General features: G+C 35.8%; 18 protein-coding genes. 9 read left to right on the top strand and 9 right to left on the bottom strand.

Features of this window, described 5'->3' with window-relative positions; all coding sequences use genetic code 11:
* The first annotated feature begins 4 nt into the window (after positions 1–4).
* The 4 genes from ACEPXG_RS05440 to ACEPXG_RS05455 are packed head-to-tail and all read left to right on the top strand — an operon-like array spanning position 5 to position 6216.
* Positions 5–997: an AAA family ATPase gene (locus ACEPXG_RS05440; RefSeq protein ID WP_391208256.1), complete on the top strand. Its 993-nt coding sequence runs from the start codon at positions 5–7 to the stop codon at positions 995–997.
* Positions 994–1869 carry a DUF58 domain-containing protein gene (locus ACEPXG_RS05445; protein ID WP_391208258.1) on the top strand — a complete coding sequence of 292 codons (876 nt, stop codon included), beginning with the start codon at positions 994–996 and terminating at the stop codon, positions 1867–1869. Before ACEPXG_RS05440 ends, ACEPXG_RS05445 begins: the two co-directional genes overlap by 4 nt.
* A gap of 11 nt (positions 1870–1880) precedes the next feature.
* Positions 1881–3638, top strand: a complete 1758-nt coding sequence (locus ACEPXG_RS05450) for a vWA domain-containing protein (RefSeq protein WP_391208259.1) — start codon at positions 1881–1883, stop codon at positions 3636–3638.
* Complete coding sequence (locus tag ACEPXG_RS05455; RefSeq protein ID WP_391208261.1) at positions 3622–6216, top strand: VWA domain-containing protein; 2595 nt, start codon at positions 3622–3624, stop codon at positions 6214–6216. Before ACEPXG_RS05450 ends, ACEPXG_RS05455 begins: the two co-directional genes overlap by 17 nt.
* Positions 6217–6835: 619 nt before the next feature.
* On the opposite strand, the gene ACEPXG_RS05460 is transcribed toward ACEPXG_RS05455, so the two are convergent.
* The 6 genes from ACEPXG_RS05460 to ACEPXG_RS05485 all read right to left on the bottom strand — a co-directional run bounded on the left by ACEPXG_RS05460 (position 6836) and on the right by ACEPXG_RS05485 (position 12565).
* Positions 6836–8071, bottom strand: a complete 1236-nt coding sequence (locus ACEPXG_RS05460; protein WP_391208263.1) for an MFS transporter — start codon at positions 8069–8071, stop codon at positions 6836–6838.
* Between the two features lie 100 nt (positions 8072–8171).
* Positions 8172–9245: an ABC transporter substrate-binding protein gene (locus ACEPXG_RS05465; RefSeq protein WP_391208265.1), complete on the bottom strand. Its 1074-nt coding sequence runs from the start codon at positions 9243–9245 to the stop codon at positions 8172–8174.
* A complete protein-coding gene (locus tag ACEPXG_RS05470; protein ID WP_391208267.1) occupies positions 9242–10045 on the bottom strand; it encodes an ABC transporter permease in 804 nt (267 codons plus the stop codon). The genes ACEPXG_RS05465 and ACEPXG_RS05470 overlap by 4 nt, the downstream gene beginning before the upstream one ends.
* The gene (locus ACEPXG_RS05475) at positions 10029–10853 is read right to left on the bottom strand and encodes an ABC transporter permease (RefSeq protein ID WP_391208270.1); all 825 of its coding nucleotides are present in this window, start codon (positions 10851–10853) and stop codon (positions 10029–10031) included. Before ACEPXG_RS05475 ends, ACEPXG_RS05470 begins: the two co-directional genes overlap by 17 nt.
* Positions 10843–11949 (bottom strand): ABC transporter ATP-binding protein, encoded by a 1107-nt coding sequence (locus ACEPXG_RS05480; protein WP_391208272.1) that lies wholly within the window; start codon positions 11947–11949, stop codon positions 10843–10845. Before ACEPXG_RS05480 ends, ACEPXG_RS05475 begins: the two co-directional genes overlap by 11 nt.
* Before the next feature lie 73 nt (positions 11950–12022).
* Entirely contained in the window at positions 12023–12565 is a 543-nt protein-coding gene (locus ACEPXG_RS05485) for a helix-turn-helix domain-containing protein (RefSeq protein ID WP_391209784.1), read from the bottom strand.
* A gap of 255 nt (positions 12566–12820) precedes the next feature.
* Here ACEPXG_RS05485 and ACEPXG_RS05490 point away from each other — a divergent pair, with 255 nt between their 5' ends.
* Together ACEPXG_RS05490 and ACEPXG_RS05495 are read left to right on the top strand one after the other, a co-directional pair.
* A complete protein-coding gene (locus tag ACEPXG_RS05490; RefSeq protein WP_391208274.1) occupies positions 12821–13270 on the top strand; it encodes a thioredoxin-like domain-containing protein in 450 nt (149 codons plus the stop codon).
* A gap of 72 nt (positions 13271–13342) precedes the next feature.
* The gene (locus ACEPXG_RS05495; RefSeq protein WP_391208276.1) at positions 13343–14002 is read left to right on the top strand and encodes a potassium channel family protein; all 660 of its coding nucleotides are present in this window, start codon (positions 13343–13345) and stop codon (positions 14000–14002) included.
* Between the two features lie 916 nt (positions 14003–14918).
* Here ACEPXG_RS05495 and rnjA read toward each other — a convergent pair.
* On the bottom strand, positions 14919–16586 hold the full coding sequence (gene rnjA, locus ACEPXG_RS05500; protein ID WP_391208278.1) for a ribonuclease J1: 1668 nt from the start codon (positions 16584–16586) through the stop codon (positions 14919–14921).
* A 3-nt stretch (positions 16587–16589) separates the two neighbouring features.
* On the bottom strand, positions 16590–16799 hold the full coding sequence (locus tag ACEPXG_RS05505) for a DNA-dependent RNA polymerase subunit epsilon (protein ID WP_391208279.1): 210 nt from the start codon (positions 16797–16799) through the stop codon (positions 16590–16592).
* A 283-nt stretch (positions 16800–17082) separates the two neighbouring features.
* On the opposite strand from ACEPXG_RS05505, the gene ACEPXG_RS05510 reads away from it, so the two are divergent.
* Together ACEPXG_RS05510 and ACEPXG_RS05515 are read left to right on the top strand one after the other, a co-directional pair.
* A complete protein-coding gene (locus tag ACEPXG_RS05510; protein ID WP_391208281.1) occupies positions 17083–17859 on the top strand; it encodes a Cof-type HAD-IIB family hydrolase in 777 nt (258 codons plus the stop codon).
* A 17-nt stretch (positions 17860–17876) separates the two neighbouring features.
* Positions 17877–18815, top strand: a complete 939-nt coding sequence (locus ACEPXG_RS05515) for a carbohydrate kinase family protein (protein WP_391208282.1) — start codon at positions 17877–17879, stop codon at positions 18813–18815.
* Between the two features lie 51 nt (positions 18816–18866).
* Here the strand turns inward: ACEPXG_RS05515 and def are convergent, their stop codons facing one another.
* On the bottom strand, positions 18867–19424 hold the full coding sequence (gene def, locus ACEPXG_RS05520; protein ID WP_391208284.1) for a peptide deformylase: 558 nt from the start codon (positions 19422–19424) through the stop codon (positions 18867–18869).
* A 133-nt stretch (positions 19425–19557) separates the two neighbouring features.
* Here def and ACEPXG_RS05525 point away from each other — a divergent pair, with 133 nt between their 5' ends.
* Positions 19558–20205, top strand: coding sequence for a YkyA family protein (locus ACEPXG_RS05525; RefSeq protein WP_391208286.1), 648 nt, complete (start codon positions 19558–19560; stop codon positions 20203–20205).
* The last annotated feature ends 157 nt before the right edge of the window (positions 20206–20362 follow it).

Consider the following 20362-nt stretch of genomic DNA (forward strand, 5'->3'; position numbering starts at 1 on the left):
GCTTATGACTTTTACAACAGAAGATTATGTCAATATGAGTAAACGTTTAGAAGAAGTTCGTATGGAAATCGGTCATTTTATCGTTGGCCAAAAAGAAGCAGTGGAGTTTTCGATCTACTGTGTTTTAGCAGATGGTCATGCTCTTCTAGAAGGTTTACCTGGTCTTGGTAAGACGATGCTTATTCGAACTATATCCGAAGTGCTTGATTTATCTTTCTCACGAATTCAATTCACTCCAGATTTAATGCCATCCGATATTACCGGAACGAGTATGATTGAACGTTTAGAAAACGGTAAACAACAATTCACCTTTCAAAAAGGGCCTATATTTAGTCAAATGGTTTTAGCGGATGAAATAAATCGTGCAACACCGAAAACACAAAGTGCACTATTAGAAGCAATGGGAGAAAAAACGGTTACCGTGCTCGGTGAAACGAAGCAAATGGATAAACCATTCTTTGTACTTGCTACACAAAATCCAATTGAAATGGAAGGGACATATCCATTACCAGAAGCACAAATGGACCGTTTCCTTTGCAAAATTCTCGTTTCATATCCAACAAAAGCAGAACTGATGGAAATTACAAAGCGAACGACAGGTGGACAGTCCATTGTATTAAATAAAATGATGCATTCGGAAGAAATTGTGCATGCTCAGCAAATGGTAAAAGAAGTATTAATCGCAAATGATATGTTGGAGTATGCTGTAGAAATTATTTCAGCTACGCATCCAGAAGCTTCCGCTATTCCAGAAATTGCACAATATGTTCAATATGGAAGTGGTCCTCGGGGCTTACTAAGCTTGATAAAACTTGCGAAAGCACGTGCTTTAGTTGCTGGACGCTATCATGTGTCGATTGCGGATATTAAGTCTGTTGCAAAACCTGTACTTAGACATCGTTTATTACTTAATTACGAAGGAGAAGCAGAGGGGAAAACAGCGGATGAAATGGTGGATTTAATTTTACAAACGATTAAACAAGGGCAAATCGTATGAGTACAAATCCATTGGTACCAAAAGATTGGGTTGGAAAATTAAGTCGACTATCCATTTCTACCAAATCCAAGCTTCGCGGGCAGCATAAAGGATCCCATCGTTCTGCTCGATTTGGGACAGCACTCGATTTTTCAGATTTTAGAGAGTACAGTCCTGGTGATGATGTACGCCAAATTGATTGGAATGTATATGCTCGAACAGACAAGTATTTTATTAAAAGATTTTTAGATGAACAAGAAATGCGAGTACATATTTTACTCGATTCTACAAAATCAATGGGTGAAAAATTGAAATGGACATTTTCTAAACAACTTGCTGTATCTCTTGGAATTCTCGTATTGCAAAGAGATGACCGTTTATCTTTTTCGGCAGTTACTGATGAAAAGTCCCCTCCATTTAGACGTAAGGGGGCCACTTACCGAAAGGCCTTTACCCAAACTATCTCTGATTTAAAAGAGCCTAACATGACACAATCATTTTCCAACAATACAATTTCATTTTTACCAAAAGATAGTACGGTACTATTTATCATAACGGACTGCTTAGAAAGCCTTGAATCTTGGGAAAAATTGCTTCAAAAACTCCCTAGATTTGCAGGAGACATTCGCATTTTACAAGTAATAACAACTGATGAGCTAGCACCATCCTATACAGGGGATGTGCAATTACAAGATGTGGAAACGTCAAATTTATTAAATGTATCGATGTCTTCCCGAGTAATTGAAAAGTATGAACGAGAAAGAAAATTCCACCAAACAGGTCTTGAGTTATTATGTAGTAAGTTCGGAGTGAGACTACTTCAAGTGAATGCTAACGACGGTATTTCGCATGTTCTATTTCATCAACTATTACGTGCAAATTGGGTGCAATGAGGTGAAAATATTTGGGGTTTAATCAATTACCATTTTTATGGACAGCCATTTTTCCAATAGCTGTATTGCTTTACTATTTCTTTCGAAAAAAGTATATAAAGCAGGCTGTTTCTTCTACTCTTTTTTGGCAGGAAGTGATGAAGGAAACAAAGGCATCACCTTATTTGCAACATTTGCAACGGAATGCTTTATTTTATTTACAAATGCTTGCAATGATTTTACTTGTTTTGGCCTTACTTCAACCATATTGGAAAACAAAGGGACTTGATGGTGAGCAAATTGTGTTTATTGTAGATACTTCAGCAACGATGGAAGTGGAAACAAATGATTCCACACTATTCAATCAACATAAAAAAGAAATGTTATATCTTGTGGATGAGTTATCAGGAAAGCCTTTAACGATCATTACTACAGGAGATCAGCCGACAGTTATTATGCGTCAAGAGACAAATATCAATCAAATTAAAAGTCAGATTGATAGCCTGGAAGTAAGCTACGAAGATGAAAATATGTTGAAATCATTAGATCTTGCTCAATCCTTTTTTCAAAATAAAAGTACATCCGTTTATATTTTTACGGATAATCTAGATCGTCAGTCCCTACCATTGCAATATGAAAATGTAAGCTGGAATGTGAAGGGATTAACAACGGAAGTATCAAACGTATCTATTAAACGATTTGGAGCAACGAAAACAAATAATGGAATTTCTGCACTAATTCAACTAGATAATCAATCTAATAAAGAACAAGTAACAGAACTACTTCTTTCGAATGAACAGAGTGAATTGGTAAAAGAGAGTTTAACGATACCACCATATGAAACTATAACATTGTCATTTAATAAGCTATCGGAATCATCCTTTTTAAGAGCATCCATTAATATAACTGATCAATATTCTTTGGATAATTCCATGACTGTATTTATGCAAGATCAATTATCAAAAGTGTTTATCGATTCTTCTATGCATTCACTTGTCAGGACTGCATTTCAATCGATGGATATAGAAGTTAGCAGCGTTCCTACTGAGCAAGTAGGATTATTAAAGGAAGAAGGTATTATCGTAACCAATCAATTAGAAATGGTTGATCAATTGGAACGTCCTTCTGTATTCATCGGAAGAAATGATGCTTCAGCTAAAGAGGTAAATGGGGTAGTACAAACAACAGAGCATGCCCTATTTTCTTTTGCTAATTTATCCGATATTTATGTAAGTGCTGTTTACCCACCAATAGATGACTTTACAACAATTGCAACTATAGGAGAAGAACCATTTATACAAATTTCTCCGCGTGGAGATATTATCGTACTCTCAGATATTCAAATGACAGATTGGCCGCTAAGCCCATCGTTTCCTCTTTTTATGTGGAGTGTGAAAGAACAGCTTTCTGCTGGAAATAAGTATTTAGGTACTTTTTCACCAAATGAGCCAAAACCATTATCTCTTGGAAGTGCTACGAATGAATGGGATATTTATACGTTGGACGATTCCTATGAATATTCTATTGAAAATGGTGGAGCATTTATTGCGCCAAAAAAACCTGGTTTATATGTACTTCGTTCAAAAGATGTAGAAAAAAACTTTGTCGTTACTTTATCTCAAAAAGAAAAAGAAATTGCAAAGGGAACGTCTTACAAATTAAATGGGCAACAGTTAGAATCGAAAGAAAATTATAGTCAGCTTTCGTTTGTTCCTTATCTATTAATAGTATTGTTGTTATTATTTGTCATAGAGTGGGAGGTGCAAAGACGACGTGGATTTACGAATTAACCAACCACTATGGCTATTGTTACTTGTTCCAATTCTTATGTATTTTATTTGGACATGGAGAAAAGATAAAAAGATTTTTCGAATAGAAGGAAAGGTAGTATTTTTTATTCGTCTTCTAGCTATTTTCTGTTTAGTCCTAAGCTTAACGAATCCTTATCTTTTATTGCCAATTAAAGAAGAGCAAGTTCTCTTTTTAGTCGATCGTTCTGCGTCTGTTCAAGGAACGGATCAACAAGTAGTTGAATGGATAGAAAAAAGCTTATCTTCTCGGAAGGTTTCGCACCTCGTCGGAGTGTATACATTTGCAGAAGACTTTCAAACAGAAGTTGCTTTAACTTCTGGTGAGCTAAATTTACCGGCTTTTTCGCCAATGAAAGTTCCTGGAAACACAAATATAGCAAGAGCATTGCAGCTCTCTACAGGAATAATAGAGCCCAATAAAGCAACTCGGATTGTCCTGTTTTCGGATGGATTAGAAACCAGTGGATCTGTTGCAGATGAGCTTGTGAAAATTGCAGGTGGAAATGTAACAATTGATGTCGTGCAATTAGAGAGAATTGTTTCGGAAGATGTTGCAGTCACTTCATTTGAAACGCCTCCAATTGCGTTTGAAGGGGAACAACAGCAGCTAAACGTTAAATTGGAAGCGACTACCGATACAAAAGGCGAACTTCTTCTTTATCAAAATGATCAGCTAATATCCCGTGAACAAGTATCGCTGGAAAAAGGTGCAAATAGCTTTACTTTTCGAAACGCATCTACTGGAGAAGGGCTATTAAAGTATGAAGTACAAATAATTGTCCCTGGTGACGGATTAATTGAAAACAATAAGTTAACGAGCGTAACAAATGTAGAAAGCTCTCCAAAGGTATTGGTAGTGACTCATGATGGGAAGCATTCCAATATTCCGACGGTTATTGATCAAGCAGCAATTCAAACAGACGTAATTGACGCAACCGCGCTCCCGTTTGATTTATCCAATTATTTAGCATATGACGCGATTATTTTTGATAATGTTCCTGGCCATGAAGTTGGAGAACAAAAAATGACGGTCATCGAACAAGCAGTGAAAAATTTTGGTGTTGGTTTTATGATGGTTGGAGGGAAAAACAGCTTTGGTTTAGGTGGATATTTTAAAACTCCTATCGAAAAGTTATTACCTGTTGAAATGGAGATTAAAGGAAAGCATCAGCTTCCTACTCTTGGGTTAGTAATTGTTATAGACCGTTCAGGAAGTATGAGTGGTTCTAAATTTGAATATGCAAAGGAAGCGGCAGCACGTTCAGTTGAAATGCTTCGAGAAGGAGATACGCTAGGATTTATAGCGTTTGATGATCGTCCTTGGGAAATTATTGAAGCAGCGCCATTATCCAATAAAGAAGAAGCACTAGATACTATTTTATCTGTTGGAGTTGGAGGAGGAACGGAAATTTACCCTGGGCTTGCACTTGCATATGAGCGCTTAGCGCCATTAAAGCTTCAGCGGAAGCATGTGATTTTATTGACGGATGGGCAGTCTTATACAAATAGTGATTACCAAACGTTAATAGAAGAAGGTGCTAAAGACAATATAACTATTTCAACTGTGGCAGTCGGTCAAGATGCGGACAGAAGATTACTGGAAAGTTTAGCGGAAATGGGAGCGGGGACCTTCTATGATGTCGCGGATGAATCAACCATTCCTGCTATTATGGCGACGGAGACTGCGATGATATCTCGCACATATATTGAAGATAATCCGTTCTATCCCATTATTTACGGTGATCCAACATGGACTAGCTTATTTGCAGATGGTGTTCCACAGATGAACGCCTATATTGCAACTACTCCAAAACAAACGGCATCTGTAATAGCAGAAAGTGAGAAAGAAGATCCGGTACTCGTCGAATGGATGTATGGATTAGGAAGAACCATTGCTTTTACTTCAGATTCTACAGGGGAGTGGAGTGGTGACTTTGCAAGATGGAAAAATTGGGGGGATTTTTGGAACACTGCAGTTTCACGATTATTACCAGCATATAGTGAAGTTCCTTTTATGATTCAAAAAGCGAATGATGGTAGTTATACAGTAACTGATCCATCTGGTAAATCATCGTTTATCGAAGTAGCCGTTGTGAATGAAAAAGGGGAAGTATTGCCTGTTACTACAGAGCCTCTTGCTCCAGGAAAATCTCGTGTGACAATTGACAGTGAGCCGGGACTTGTATTCTTTCGGGTTTCAAATGAACAAGATGCAGTGTATCAAGCTGGTATTTCGATTCCGTATAGTGAAGAGTATAAGTTGCAAAAGCCGAATACGAGTAAGTTAGAGTTAATAGCTAGTCGGACAGGTGGAAAAGTGCTTACAGATGCTTCGGAGGCATTCCGTCCAATTCATCTAGTAAGCTCCGAAAAGCAACCAATACAGCAAGAACTCGTTTTACCAGCAATACTATTGTTTTTTATTGATATCACCATTAGAAGATTTGGTTTTAGACAACTACTTGCACCTTTGTATAGAACGAAGAAGGAATTGATAGAAACTGTAACCGCAACAAGCAATGTTGAAAAGCTTGTTAAAGAGAAAAAGAAACGATAAAAAAACTGGTAGTGAAATTTTTTCACTACCAGTTTTCTAAACGAACAAGAAGTTTTGTAAACCGTGTATGTTAGAAATGTTAATTCATATTGTTTTTAGTTGCGCTAACTTTTTTAGGAGATCATTTATAGCTTCATTCCACACGCTATTTTTTCAGTCCTTTCCAATTAGTCTAGGGTCTAGAGCAATTGGTCTCGCTTTAGGGTAAATTGGTCTCGAAGTGCCATAAAGTGTAAATAAATCCCCAGGTTATGCAGCTCTTGAATTCTAAAAAGCGATTTCTAATTAGTTAGCTTTGCATTAAAAGAAATAGATAGCATCCATTGATAAAGAAGCGATGAGCGGACGAAATTGACTCTTAGGCCACTTTTAAAAGAATAGGAAAGCTTCTAATCTCTCATTAACCAAACCAAATGCACCGTGTCTTTACAAATATCAAGAGAGTGACGGACAAACATCCGCCAAAAGATTACCGAAAAGAAAGGATCTGGAAGTGACGTAGTCCATTCCAGATCCTCCAAAAAGTCTTCGTTAATAGTGTAGCTAATGTTTCGTCCAAAGCACTCTGAAAATAGTAAAGACCGGATGTACTTAGGATGCTTGCACTTTTCTAAATGTGTTAAATAACTGGTCTTTTCTTCTTTATCCAAACGATTGTTACACCCCAAGCACATAGTAAAATAACCGAACCAACCATAAACGGAAGGTTGATGTTAATATCGAAAAACATTCCAGCAAGTGCTGGGCCGATCATATTACCCAAACTCATATAAGCATTATTCATACCTGCAGCAAACCCTTGTTCATCTCCTGCTAACTTAGAAACAACGGTATTAACTGAAGGGCGGATAAGGGTAGTCGCAGTCGAAAAGGTAGCCGCTACGACTAATACAAGCCAGAAACCATTCACTAGGAAGAAAAGTAAAAGTGCTAGAGCAGCTACAAATAAGTTCACTAAAATAACATTTAACTCACCAAAACGTTTAAATAACTTACCTATAACGATCGATTGGACAATAACTCCGATAAATCCTCCAACTGTTAAAACAATCGCAATATCTTGTGGTGTGTAGTCATATTTATGATTCACATACAAAGAAAAGGTTGTTTGGAAATTGGCAATACCAAATGAGAAAACGAAAATGATGATTAACATGATAAAGTAAGGTGTTTTAACCGATCTTTTCATTTGAACTAATATATTATCACGTTTTTTCTTATCATGAGCAATTGCTGAAACTGCATTTTTAATATCGGGTAAAATGAAAAAAGAGATAATTGCAGAAAGGAATGCAACTAAAGATGCCATATAAAATGGGAAGGTTAAACTAACTTTCGCCAAAAATCCACCTAAAGCAGGTCCGATCATAAAACCAAGTGACATCGAGGCACCTATTAAGCCCATTCCTCGTCCACGAGTTTCAATCGTTGTGAGGTCCGCAACAAATGCCATGGTTGCCGGAATTAAGAAAGCTCCCCCAATACCGCTAATAAAACGTGCAACATAAAGCATCCATTCATGAGTTGCAAGCCCAAACCACAATTGTGAAGCTGAAAAGATGACTAATCCCATTATAATAAGTTTTTTTCGTCCAAGCGAATCCGATAAATCTCCAGCTAAAGGTGAAAATAAAAATTGTCCTAGAGCGAAGGAGGCAATAATAAATCCAAGTGCTTGACCTGCAACACCGAACGTTTGTAAATATTGAGGCATTACCGGAATAACTAAGCCGATTCCAGCCGTTGCAATAAACATATTGAACATTAATATATATAGGGCAAATTGATTTGATTTCTTCAACGTATATTTCCTACCTTCTAATTCATACTTATAAGCGTCTATCGATTCTAACATATTCTCCAAAAAATAAAAACTTTCGTGTCACGAACAATTTTAAATTGCTTATTTACCAAAAGAAAATCTAGAATCGTCCTTAAGCAGACGATTCTAGATATTAGTTTGTCCCCATTTTAAACTTTAAAAATAACTCGTTATATTTACCAAGCATCTTAGGACCAAGATCATTGTATACTTCTAAGTTATCACGCATTTCTTCTGTAGGATAAAAACGCTCATTGGAAGTAACTTCTTCATCCATTAATCCCATTGCTGCTTTATTGGGAGTGGAATAACCAACGTAATCCGCATTTTGGGCAGCTACTTCTGCATTTAACATAAAGTTAATAAAGGCATGAGCACCTTCTATATTGGCAGCTGTTTTAGGAATAACCATATTATCAAACCATAAATTGGATCCTTCCTCTGGTACAGCATAGTCTAAAGCTTCATTTTCTGACATCATATCTGCAGCTTGACCAGACCAAGTAAGCGCAACAGGGGCTTCCCCATTAACCATTAACTGAGTTACTTCATCCCCAATAATTGCTTTTACATTTGGAGTAAGCTTTTTCAACTTAGCAGATGCTTCTTGTAGTTCTTTATCATCTGTTGAGTTTAATGAATAACCAAGGCTATTTAATCCCATACCAATTACTTCTCGGGCACCATCAACTAGTAGAACTTGCCCTTTTAAGGATGGATCCCACAGTGTTTCCCAGCTTTCGAACGTTTGTCCATCAAGAAGGCTAGGATTATAAACTATTCCTACAGTTCCCCAAAAATAGGGAAGAGAAAATTCATTTTTGGGATCAAAGGATAAATTTAAAAAATATGGATCGATATTTTTTAGGTTTGGGATTTTGGAATGATCGATTGGTAGAAGCAAATGGTTTTTTTTCATTTTTTCTATTGCATATTCAGAAGGTATGGCAATATCGTATGAAGTCCCACCTTGTTCGATTTTCGTCATCATTGCTTCATTGGAATCAAACGTTTCGTATATAACTCGGTATCCAGATTCTTCTTCGAATTGTTTAATTAGATCTGGATCAATATATTCTCCCCAGTTATAAATCGTAACTGTATCACTACCAGCTTTTCCAGAGCTTTTATCCAAATAATCATTTGCAACAAATAGTAAAACACATACAATTACAATAGAAACAATCGCATTTATAATGTCTTTCATTTTCGTCCCCCCATTCCTACAGGGTTTTTCCCGCGCTGATTAATAAAGTAATAACCCACAACTAGAATAAGTGTCACGATAAAAATAATCCCAGAGAGTGCATTAATCGTTAATGTAACTCCTGTACGTGCCATCGAGTAAATTTCAACAGAAAGAGTACTAAACCCATTACCTGTTACAAAAAAGGTGACGGCGAAATCATCTAATGAGTAAGTAAGTGCCATGAAAAATCCTGCAAATATCCCTGGCTTTATAAAAGGAATAATAACGCGTGTGAAAATATCTCGTCTCGTTGCACCAAGATCCGCAGCGGCATCAATTAATGAACTGTTCATTTCTTGTAGCTTTGGTAATACCATCAATACAACAATTGGAATACTAAATGCAATATGTGACATCAGCACAGATGCAAATCCCAATTTAACACCAAGCATCGTAAACAAGATTAAGAAGGAAGCCCCAATTACTACATCAGGGCTAACAATTAACACGTTATTTAGCGATAAAATGGAATTACGGATTGACTTATTTCGCATATAAACGATGCCAATGGAACCGAAAACACCAATTATCGTTGCTAGTAGTGCAGATAATAAAGCGACGATAACCGTATTAATAAGAATCATGATGAGACGAGTATCTGAAAATACAGCTGCGTAATGCTCCCATGTGAAAGATTCAAAATTATTCATAGCGCCGCCACTGTTAAATGAATAAAAGATTAAATAGAGAATCGGCGCATACAACACGATAAAAACGAGGGCTAAGTATAGCTTCGCTGACTTACTTATTTTTTCCATGAGAAGTAGCCCCCTTATCTCGATGACCTGTAATGATCATAATGATAACCATAAAAATGATTAAGAAAACGGCAATGGTTGAACCCATTCCCCAGTTTTGTGTAACTAAAAATTGCTGTTCAATCGCAGTTCCTAAAGTAATAACCTTGTTCCCAGCGATTAATCGAGTAATCATAAAGAGGGAAAGGGAAGGAATAAATACTGCTTGTATCCCTGCTTTAACACCGTTTATTGTTAAAGGGAAAATTACTTTTGTAAAGGTTGTCCAACTAGACGCCCCTAAATCTCTACTTGCATCTATGAAAGAAGGATTTAACTTATCTAGCGCATTAAAAATAGGTAAAATCATAAATGGAATGAAAATATAAACAGATACAAAGATAAAACTAAAATCCGTAAATAATATTTGTTTACTTCCAATGCCAAACACATGTAAAAATGCATTAATTGGCCCGTATAAACCGAAAATCCCAATGAAAGCATACGTTTTAAGAAGTAAATTAATCCAAGAAGGAATAATGATTAACAATAACCATAATTGCTTATGCTTCGTTTTTGTCAGCCAATATGCAGTTGGATAAGCAATTATTAAAGAAAATAACGTTATTAAAAAAGCATACCAGAAAGAACTAATAGTCAATGTTAAATAAATAGATGTGAAGAAGTTTTTATAGTTTTCTATTGTAAAATTCCCGTTTAAATCAAAGAAGGAGTAATAAGTGACTAATGCAATAGGTGCTATGACAAATAACACAATCCATGCAAAATACGGTACTAAATAAAAAGACTTTGTATTTTTAGTTTGCATAAGTGTCTTCTCCGTAGGATTCTAAACGTTTATCAAAATCTTCTTCTGTTTCATTCAATCGCATAACATGGATTGATTCTGGATCGAAATCTAAGCCAATGAATTCGCCAACTTCTGCTTTTTTAGTAGAATGTACAAGCCACTCATTTCCTTCATCATCATAGGTTGAAAGTTCATAATGTACCCCTCTAAACAATTGCGTATCCACTTTAACTTTCATCTTTCCCTTTTCCACGCTTGTAATTTCTAAATCCTCTGGTCGGATCACAACATCAATATGTTCGTTTGGAGTGAGTCCTTTATCTACACATTCGAACTCTTTCCCACCAATTTGTAGTCGAAAGTCCGCCACCATTGTGCCAGAAACAATATTAGATTCTCCAATAAAATCTGCAACAAATCGGTTAATAGGCTCATCGTAAATATCCATTGGAGTTCCACTTTGTTCAATATGTCCTGCGTTCAACACGAAAATTTCGTCCGACATTGCGAGCGCTTCTTCTTGATCATGTGTAACAAATATAAATGTTTTCCCTAAACGTTGCTGTAATTCACGAAGTTCATATTGCATTTCTGAACGAAGCTTTAAATCTAAAGCAGAAAGAGGTTCGTCTAGTAAGATAATTTCTGGATCATTTACAATCGCTCGTGCAATTGCAACCCGTTGTCTCTGTCCACCTGACATTTCAGCAATTTCTCTGTTTTCATAACCACTTAAGTTGACAAATTTAAGTGCTTCTAGAACTTTTTGTTCAATTTCTTTTTTGCCTAATTTTTTAATACGAAGACCAAATGCAACATTTTCAAATACATTTAAATGAGGGAATAATGCATAGTCTTGGAAGACAGTATTTACTTGGCGTTCATTAGCAGGGACGTTATTGATTAGTTTTCCATTGAAATAAATGTTACCGCTGGAAGGCTGCATAAATCCTGCAATTAATCGCAGGATGGTAGTTTTCCCACAACCTGATGGTCCTAATAAAGTGTAAAATTTGCCGCGTTCTAATTCAAAATTAATACTTTCTAATACCTTTGTATCTGCGTCGTAGAATTTTGAAACATTCTCGAAGCGAATAATAGATGTGTCTAACATAATAATCCTCCAATTTTTAATAATAAATTATCGATCTCTCTATTTATGTACGTATATATTCTAGAACTTTTTCTTATAAATAAGAATTTGTAACAACATAAATAACTTGTGATTCCTCTTCGGATGCGTTTTCTAACAAATGCTCATCAAAAGCTTCAAAGTAAATAGCTTCCCCTTTTGTAGCTGTATAATACTGCTTTCCAAGTGTAAGTTTGATGTCCCCCTGTAGCACATAAATAAATGTCTCAGAAAGCGAAGGTTCAAATTGTTTGAACTGGCCATTTTTCCCTAAAGTAATATGAACTGGTTCCATTTCATTTTCATTGGACTCTGAAATAAGCCATTTTAGTTTATAATTTTTATCATCATCTTCAAAAATTATTTGCTCTTTTATGGAAAAAACGACTTTTGTACATGCATGTTCATCATTAAAAAAGTCTTTTGGTTTACAACCTAACACACTTAATATCGCAAAAAGCGTTTCGATAGAGGGTGAATTAATATCTCTTTCTAGTTGAGAAATAAAACCTTTACTAAGATCTGTTCTTTCGCCTAGTTCTTCTTGGGTAAGTCCCTTTTCTAGGCGTAATCGTTTAATCTTCTTCCCTATTTGAATATTTGGAAACATTTGGTGACTCCTTTAAAAGTGATTTAACGTCCTATTTTCAAACAAAGTTTATTTTAACACAACTTTAAGTTTACTTTAACAACTTTTTTATATTTTATCAAAAAAATATTGCTGTGTTTATCGATTAGAGAGTGAAGCTATAAATTTGGTTCCTTTCACTTTACCAAGTTTGACCTGAGAACAGTCAGTTTTATATTAAATGCATACAATAGCTGAGGACTATACAAAGAAGGAGTGACTTAATTGAAGTTAAGAGAGGAGTTTCCCGAATTTCCACGACGTCAACAATGGATTAATGGTCAAGTAACAAAAGAGCAGATCATAGGTGATGTACCTGTACTTATTCATTTTTGGTCAGTAAGTTGTCATCAATGTAAAAGTACAATGGCATATCTCCACAAATGGAAAAGTTTATACGGGGAAAGGTTTAAAATAATAAGTATTCATATGCCGAGAACCTCAGAAGATGCAAATGATTATCTCGTTCATCAAACAGCTATGCAAATGAACATGACAAATCCTATTTGCCTTGATCATGACCTGGTTGTAACGAACATGTTTCAAAATAGAATAGTTCCCGCGTATTACTTGTTTGATAAGAAAGGCCTACTAAGGCATTATCAATCCGGTGAAAACGGAATGCAAATGCTGGAAAGACGTCTAATACTACTCATGAATGAACTAAAAATTTGAGAGACAAAGCCTATCTACTATTCGTTTTCTTATGGTAAACTTAGTTCATTCGAATTGTAGGGAGGCATTGGCGTGAAAAAAGAATTTGTTGTCATTGGATTAGGTCGATTTGGAGGAAGTATCGTAAGAGAATTAGTAAATCAAGGCGCTGATGTGATGGCAATTGATAAAGTTCCGGAACGGGTAGATGAATTTGGTTCGATTGCAACGCAGGCTGTTGTAGCAGATACGACAGATGAAGCAACGTTGAAGTCATTAGGTATTCGAAACTTTGAACACGTCATTATTGCAATAGGTGATGATATTCAATCTAGTATTTTAACGACATTAATGTTAAAAGAAATAGGAGTTAAAAAAATTACTGTAAAAGCTCAGAATGATTACCACGAAAAAGTACTTCGTAAGATTGGTGCGGATCAAGTAGTACATCCAGAGCGAGATATGGGAATTCGTATTGCTAATAATATCATTTCTAATAATGTTCTTGATTACTTAGAGCTTTCGGATGAGCATTCGATTATGGAGATAAGAGTGAATGAGAAAATTGCAGGCTATTCTATCATCGATTTAGATATTCGTGCGAGATATGGCATTAATATTGTTGCTGTGAAAAGGGGTAATAATATAATTGTATCTCCACAAGCAGATGAGCAGCTCCAATTAAACGATGTACTCATTATCATTGGTGCAGATGTAGATATTAATCGATTTGAGAAGAAGGTACTATCGTAAAAGTAATAGCAAAAGCGCCATCCCAAAGGGTGGCGCTTTAAACTGTAAACAAACTCGGTAAAAGTTGAGTTTGTTTAATTTGTTTTTTACTTGTATCGTCTAAAGTACTCTGGGGATTGATAAGACAAGATGCACTTAAAGGAAGCCTGTGTTTTTCTTAAAGATTAAAGTATATGGATAATCGTCCCGCGAAACCAGTGTTCATAGTATTTTAAAGAATTAAATTATAACGCGGATTTTCGTTTCAGGTGGACGCTTTCCGCGGGGTGAGCGATGAGCCATCACCGCATTCGCGTCGTTTGTGATGGCTCATCTGTCTAACATAGAAACAAAGGCTAAGAGCGCCACATCGTGTGGCAACGCCTTCGTGACCAACATCCTGTTGGCATCCCGCTGGAGTCGCCACCTTTCACTACAATCCATTAAGTGAGTAGTACTTAAGAAGTAAGTATATGAAATTGATATACTAAAAATCGAGTATTCACAACCACTTGAAGCGCTTTTTGATAGCGACTACTTTACGCAGAATTTCCTATTTGTTTTTACATTTAGCGTCCACAGTATACCTGAATAAGTGGGCAGATGATTAGAGTTGGTCGAACCTGAAAAATATAGATAGCATCTATAGATAAAGAAGCGCTGAGCGTACGAAATTGCATCTTCGTACGCTTTTAAAAGACTAGGAAAGGATTTATTCTCTCATTATCCAAACCTTATGTACCTTGTCTCTACATATTACAAGAGGGCGACGGACAAACATCCGCCACAAGATTACCGAAAAAAGAGGATCTGGAAGTGACGCAGTCACTTCCAGATCCTCCATAAAATTCTTCGTTAATAGTGTAGCTAATGTTTCGTCCAAAGCACTCTAGAAATAGTAAACACAAGATGCACCTAAAAGGCGCGTGCGTTTGTCTTAAACTTCCATGATAATTGGTAAAATCATTGGACGTCTTTTTGTTTTTTCATACAGATAAGGACTTAATACATCTGTAATTTCGTTTTTTAATTCGGACCATTCAATTTCTTTATCTTGAATGGTAAAGCGTAAATGCTTGTTTAACATTTGCTGTGCCTCATTGATCATTGTTCCTGATTCACGCATATAAACAAATCCACGGGAAATAATATCAGGACCAGAAACGACTTTTTTCTTTTCCATATCTGCGCTAACTACTACAATTACTAGTCCTTCTTCAGATAAAATTCGACGATCACGAAGCACGATATTACCAATGTCGCCAATACCACTTCCATCAATATATATATCTCCAGAAGGGATTCGACCTGCTACATGTGCTTCATTTGCACTTAAAGCAAGCACATCTCCGTTATCCATTATAAATGTATTTTCAGGAAGAACATCACAGTCAATTGCAAGTTCTGTATGAATTTTTAACATACGATATTCACCATGAATTGGCATGAAAAATTTAGGTTTCATTAGACGAAGCATAAGCTTTTGTTCCTCTTGAGAACCGTGTCCAGATGTATGGATATTATTCAGAGAACCGTGTATTACTTCCGCTCCAGCCCGGTAAAGCAGGTTAATTGTACGATTGACACTCGATCTATTACCAGGAATCGGAGAAGAAGAGAATACGACAGTATCTCCAGGCTGAATTTGAATTTGTCGATGTGTCCCATTTGCGATACGTGATAGAGCGGCCATAGGTTCACCTTGACTACCGGTACACAAAATTAACACCTCATTTGCAGGTAAACGATTTAATGCGCTCACATCTACAAATGTCTCTTTCGGTGCAGTTATATAGCCAAGCTCTCTCCCGATTGTAATGGCATTGTCCATACTTCTTCCAAATACAGCAATTTTACGGTTATGTTGTACAGCATAATCTGTTACTTGTTGAAGTCTATGAATATTCGAAGCAAAAGTAGCGAATATAATACGACCATTTACTTTTCGGAAAATGGAATCCATACTCTCCCCGACCTTACGTTCTGACATTGTAAAGTTTGGAATTTCAGCATTTGTACTATCTGAAAGTAAACATAGAACGCCGTCACTTCCGATTTCAGCCATTTTGGTCAAGTTTGCTGGTTCTCCAACAGGAGTAAAATCAAATTTAAAATCACCTGTATGTACGATATTACCAGGTGGTGTTTTTACTACAATTCCGTAAGCATCAGGAATACTATGTGTCGTTCTAAAAAAGCTAACAGCAGTTTTTCTAAACTTAATGACATCATTTTCTTCGATAACATTCATTTTAGTTTGACGAAGTAGACCGTGTTCTTCTAATTTATTGCGAAGTAAGCCAAGCGCTAATTTCCCACCATAAACAGGTACATTGATCTGCTTCAATAAATAAGGAATCCCACCAATATGATCCTCATGACCATGTGTAATAAAAAGACCTTTAATCTTATCCACATTTTTTACTAAATATGTGTAGTCTGGGATAACATAATCGATTCCCAATAAATCATCTTCTGGAAATTTAATGCCAGCATCAATTAGTATAATTTCATCTTGAAATTGAACAGCATACGTATTTTTGCCGATTTCGCCTAGTCCGCCGAGGGCGAAAACTGCAGTTTGATCATTCTTTACAAATTTCATAGATTATATCTTCTCAACTTTAAAATCCAAACTAGCTTGTTCGTATTCTAAATGATTACCTTCAAGTAGTTGAATTAATTCGATATTATACTTACGATCTTTCAGGGTAGAACGTACTTCACGTTCTGATTCTGCTTCTACGTATAAACTTTTTGTGTTTTCGCGAACTGGTACTTCTAGTGCATTCTCTTGATAATAAACTTTATAAATCATTTTATACTCTCCTTTTTCACGTTCAAAATAAATCAATTCTCTTTATATTATCACGACGCTTATTTAAAATAAAGAAAAGCCCTCCAAAATATGAAGGGCATAAAAATTTATGCGATCGTTTTTTTTCTAAGCATTCCACCGAGCCGTCTCAACAATTTCCTTTTCAGGCGTTTCAACATGGCCACCCACTCCTTGCACTTCATTATATACGCGATTTTGAATTATGTAAAGGAATTAAACAGAAAAGTCAAATAATTAGCATTATGAAAAGAGGAATTTTTTTATGGTAAATAAAATTTTGTTTTTTGATATTGATGGAACAATTTTAGATGAAGAAAAAAATATACCGGTTGGTGTAAAAGAAGCAATAAATGAAGCAAAGAAAAATGGACATGAAATTGTCATTGCGACAGGGAGGGCTCTATTTACAGCAAAGTTTATATTCGATCAATTAAACATTGAGTCATTCATTTGTTATAATGGTCAAATCGTTCAATTTAAAGGCAAAGTTATACATAAAGGTGTTATAGGGAAGAAAGAGTTACAACAATTGACTGATTTCGCAAAAAAACGCGAGCAACCAGTAGTTTATATGGATAACGATGAATTTGTCTCAAATATACTTGATCATCCAGATGTATTTGAGAGTATTTCTTCTTTGAAAATATCATTGCCTCGAACAGAAGAAAATTTCTTTGTAGCGAATGATATTCATCAAGCTCTAATCTTTGGTGATTCTAATGATCAAAAGGAATATGAGAAGGAATTTCCGAATTTAAAGTTTGTTCGATGGCATCGAGTATCTTGTGATGTTCTACCTAAAGGGGTGTCAAAGGCGAAAGGAATCGCATTATTATTGAAGTATATAAATAAATCAGCAGAAGACGCTATTGCATTTGGCGACGGTTTAAATGATATAGAAATGCTTGAATATGTAGGCACTGGTGTAGCGATGGGGAATTCCGTAGAAGAGTTAAAAAAACATGCGACATTTATTACAAATCATGTTTCCGAAAATGGTCTTATAAACGCTTTAAAGAAATTACAGCTCATTCAATAATTATTAAGGAGATACAAATGAACAATTCACCAAAGAAACATGTATTAATTTATGGGGATGCATTTGTGGACTATATAGCAGATGATTCGAGTAATAAACAATTTTCAAAGTTTTTAGGAGGAGCAACAGTGAATGTAGCAGCTGGTATTTCTCGACTAGGAGCGTCTTCCTCATTTATCACCGTGACAGGAGAAGATGCTACTTCCAGGTTTGTTACTACTGAACTTGCAGCAGAAGGAGTAGATCTTTCCTATGCAAAAATGATCCCCGAAAAAAGGGTAAGTGGCGTATATGTTCATTTGACCGAAAATAATGATCGAGTTTTTCATACTTATGTGGACGAAACACCGGACATTCAAGTTGAATTTTCTACTTTAGAGGAGGAAGCCTTTCAAAAGGCATCTGTTTTTCATTTTTGCTCCGGAACTTTATTTCATCCAATAGCGCTTAAAACTACTAGAAAGATAGTGGCTAAAGTAAAGAGTTTGAATGGGTTGTTGTCTTTTGATGCGAATATTCGCCAATTAAGATGGGAAAGTGAAGAACTTTGTAGAGAAACGATCCTATCTTTTTTTTCACAAGTAGATTTATTGAAATTAACAGAAGAAGAACTTTCATTTTTGACAGAAATGGAAACACTAAAAGCAGGAATTGAGAAAATACAAAAATATCGAATTCCAATAATACTTATTACGGTAGGGGAAGAAGGTACTTATGCGGTCATGGATGGGGAAGTCACACATATCCCAGTGAATAAAGTTGAGCCCGTGGATACGACAGGTGCTGGAGATGCATTTATGGCAGGTATACTTAGGCAGATTCATTTAAAAGGAAAACCAAAAACAAAAGATGATTGGATAGCTTATATTGTATTTGGCAACAAGCTTGGAGCCATTTGTGCAACAAAATTTGGGGCTTTGTCCGCCATGCCGAGAATTAATGAACTAAACGAATAATAGGTAAGACGCCCATTTGCACTAGATTAATGGGCGTCTTAAGTTTTAGTGCTATGCTCTGTCATACGGTATCGAGTTTGGTATTTCTGCATATGGATTAATTTTGTTTATATGGTCATAAAACATAATGCCGTTTAGATGATCCAGCTCATGTTGAAAAGCAATGGCTGTCAGTCCTTTTAAACGTTTTTTAAAAGGGGTCCCGTCTGGGAAAAAGCCCGTTACTGTAATTCGTGCGTATCTTGGTACATACCCTTCAATTACTTCATCTACAGATAAACAACCTTCTCCTGCAGAGATATATGTTTTTTCAACAGAATGGCTAATAATTTTGGGGTTAACTGCTACAAAACTTACTAAATTATCGTCTTCATCTGTTAAATGTAGAGCGAACATTCTTTTTTCAGCATCCACTTGTGGAGCAGCAATGCCAATCCCAGGTCTTAGCATGTATTTTTCAATCAATTCATCGTCTTGACTATTTATCACATATTCTAGTAAATCGGATGCTAGCTTCTGCTCTTCCATTGATAATGGGAAAGTCATTTCTGCTGTTTTTTTACGGAGAGTGGGATGGCCATCTCTCACAATGTCTTTCATTAGTATCATTTGAATCGTCCTTTCAAAGTTCTTATTTCTATTATATCGAAAAATGTCCATTAACTAAACAAAAAGAGCCAACTCATCAGTTGAAATTAGAAGCTAGAACAATTATAGTGAAATGAATATAGGAGGGTGTTTTATGAAAAAAATGAAATATATTGTAACCGTGAGCTTGGTTATATTATTGTCTGCATGCTCATTTGGGGAGACTACGCAAGAAAAGTTATCGAATATCTTAACAGAAATTTACCAATCAGAATCTGATTATAGAGATGTGCAATCAGAGCTAAACGACACGGAGAAAAAAGAACAAGAAAATTTTCAAAGCATGATGGAGTTAACGAAAGATCAAAAAGAGGAATTGACAAAACAAGTAGATGAAGCTGCAAAGCTTTTGGATAAGCGTTTGGAATTAGTGAAGAAAGAAGCTGCATCTATTAAACAAGCGTCTGAAAAAATGGTCGGTATTGAAACGCTTATTTCAAATACGAAAGATGAGTCCGAAAAAGACAATCTAAAAAAAATGGAAGAAGCATTTAAAAATAGATACACAGCTTACGATGCTCTAACCGAACAATATAATACTCTTGCCAATTTGCAAGATGAGTTATATAACATGTTAATAGCGGATGACGCGGAAGTAAAAACGATTCAAGATAAAGTAAAACAAGTAAATGAACAGAACGAACTTGTCCAAAAAGCCGTAGACAAATTTAACGAGCTTACCACACAATTAAACCAAGTAAAAGAGGCAGTTTTTGCTTCGTTACAAAAAGGGGATAAGTAATGAAAGCAGCCTATTATACGGTTGCTTTTTGTGTTATACATTAATACTAAATTCATAGTCTGATATAATACAGACTTAATTATTGACTAGTACAGGGTGAATGGTTTTGAATTTTCTTTCAAAGAAAAACCTTCGTTTTGGATGATTGACCGAAGTT

Source organism: Psychrobacillus sp. L4 (genome assembly GCF_042944905.1).
In the GTDB taxonomy this organism is placed as follows: Bacteria; Bacillota; Bacilli; order Bacillales_A; family Planococcaceae; genus Psychrobacillus.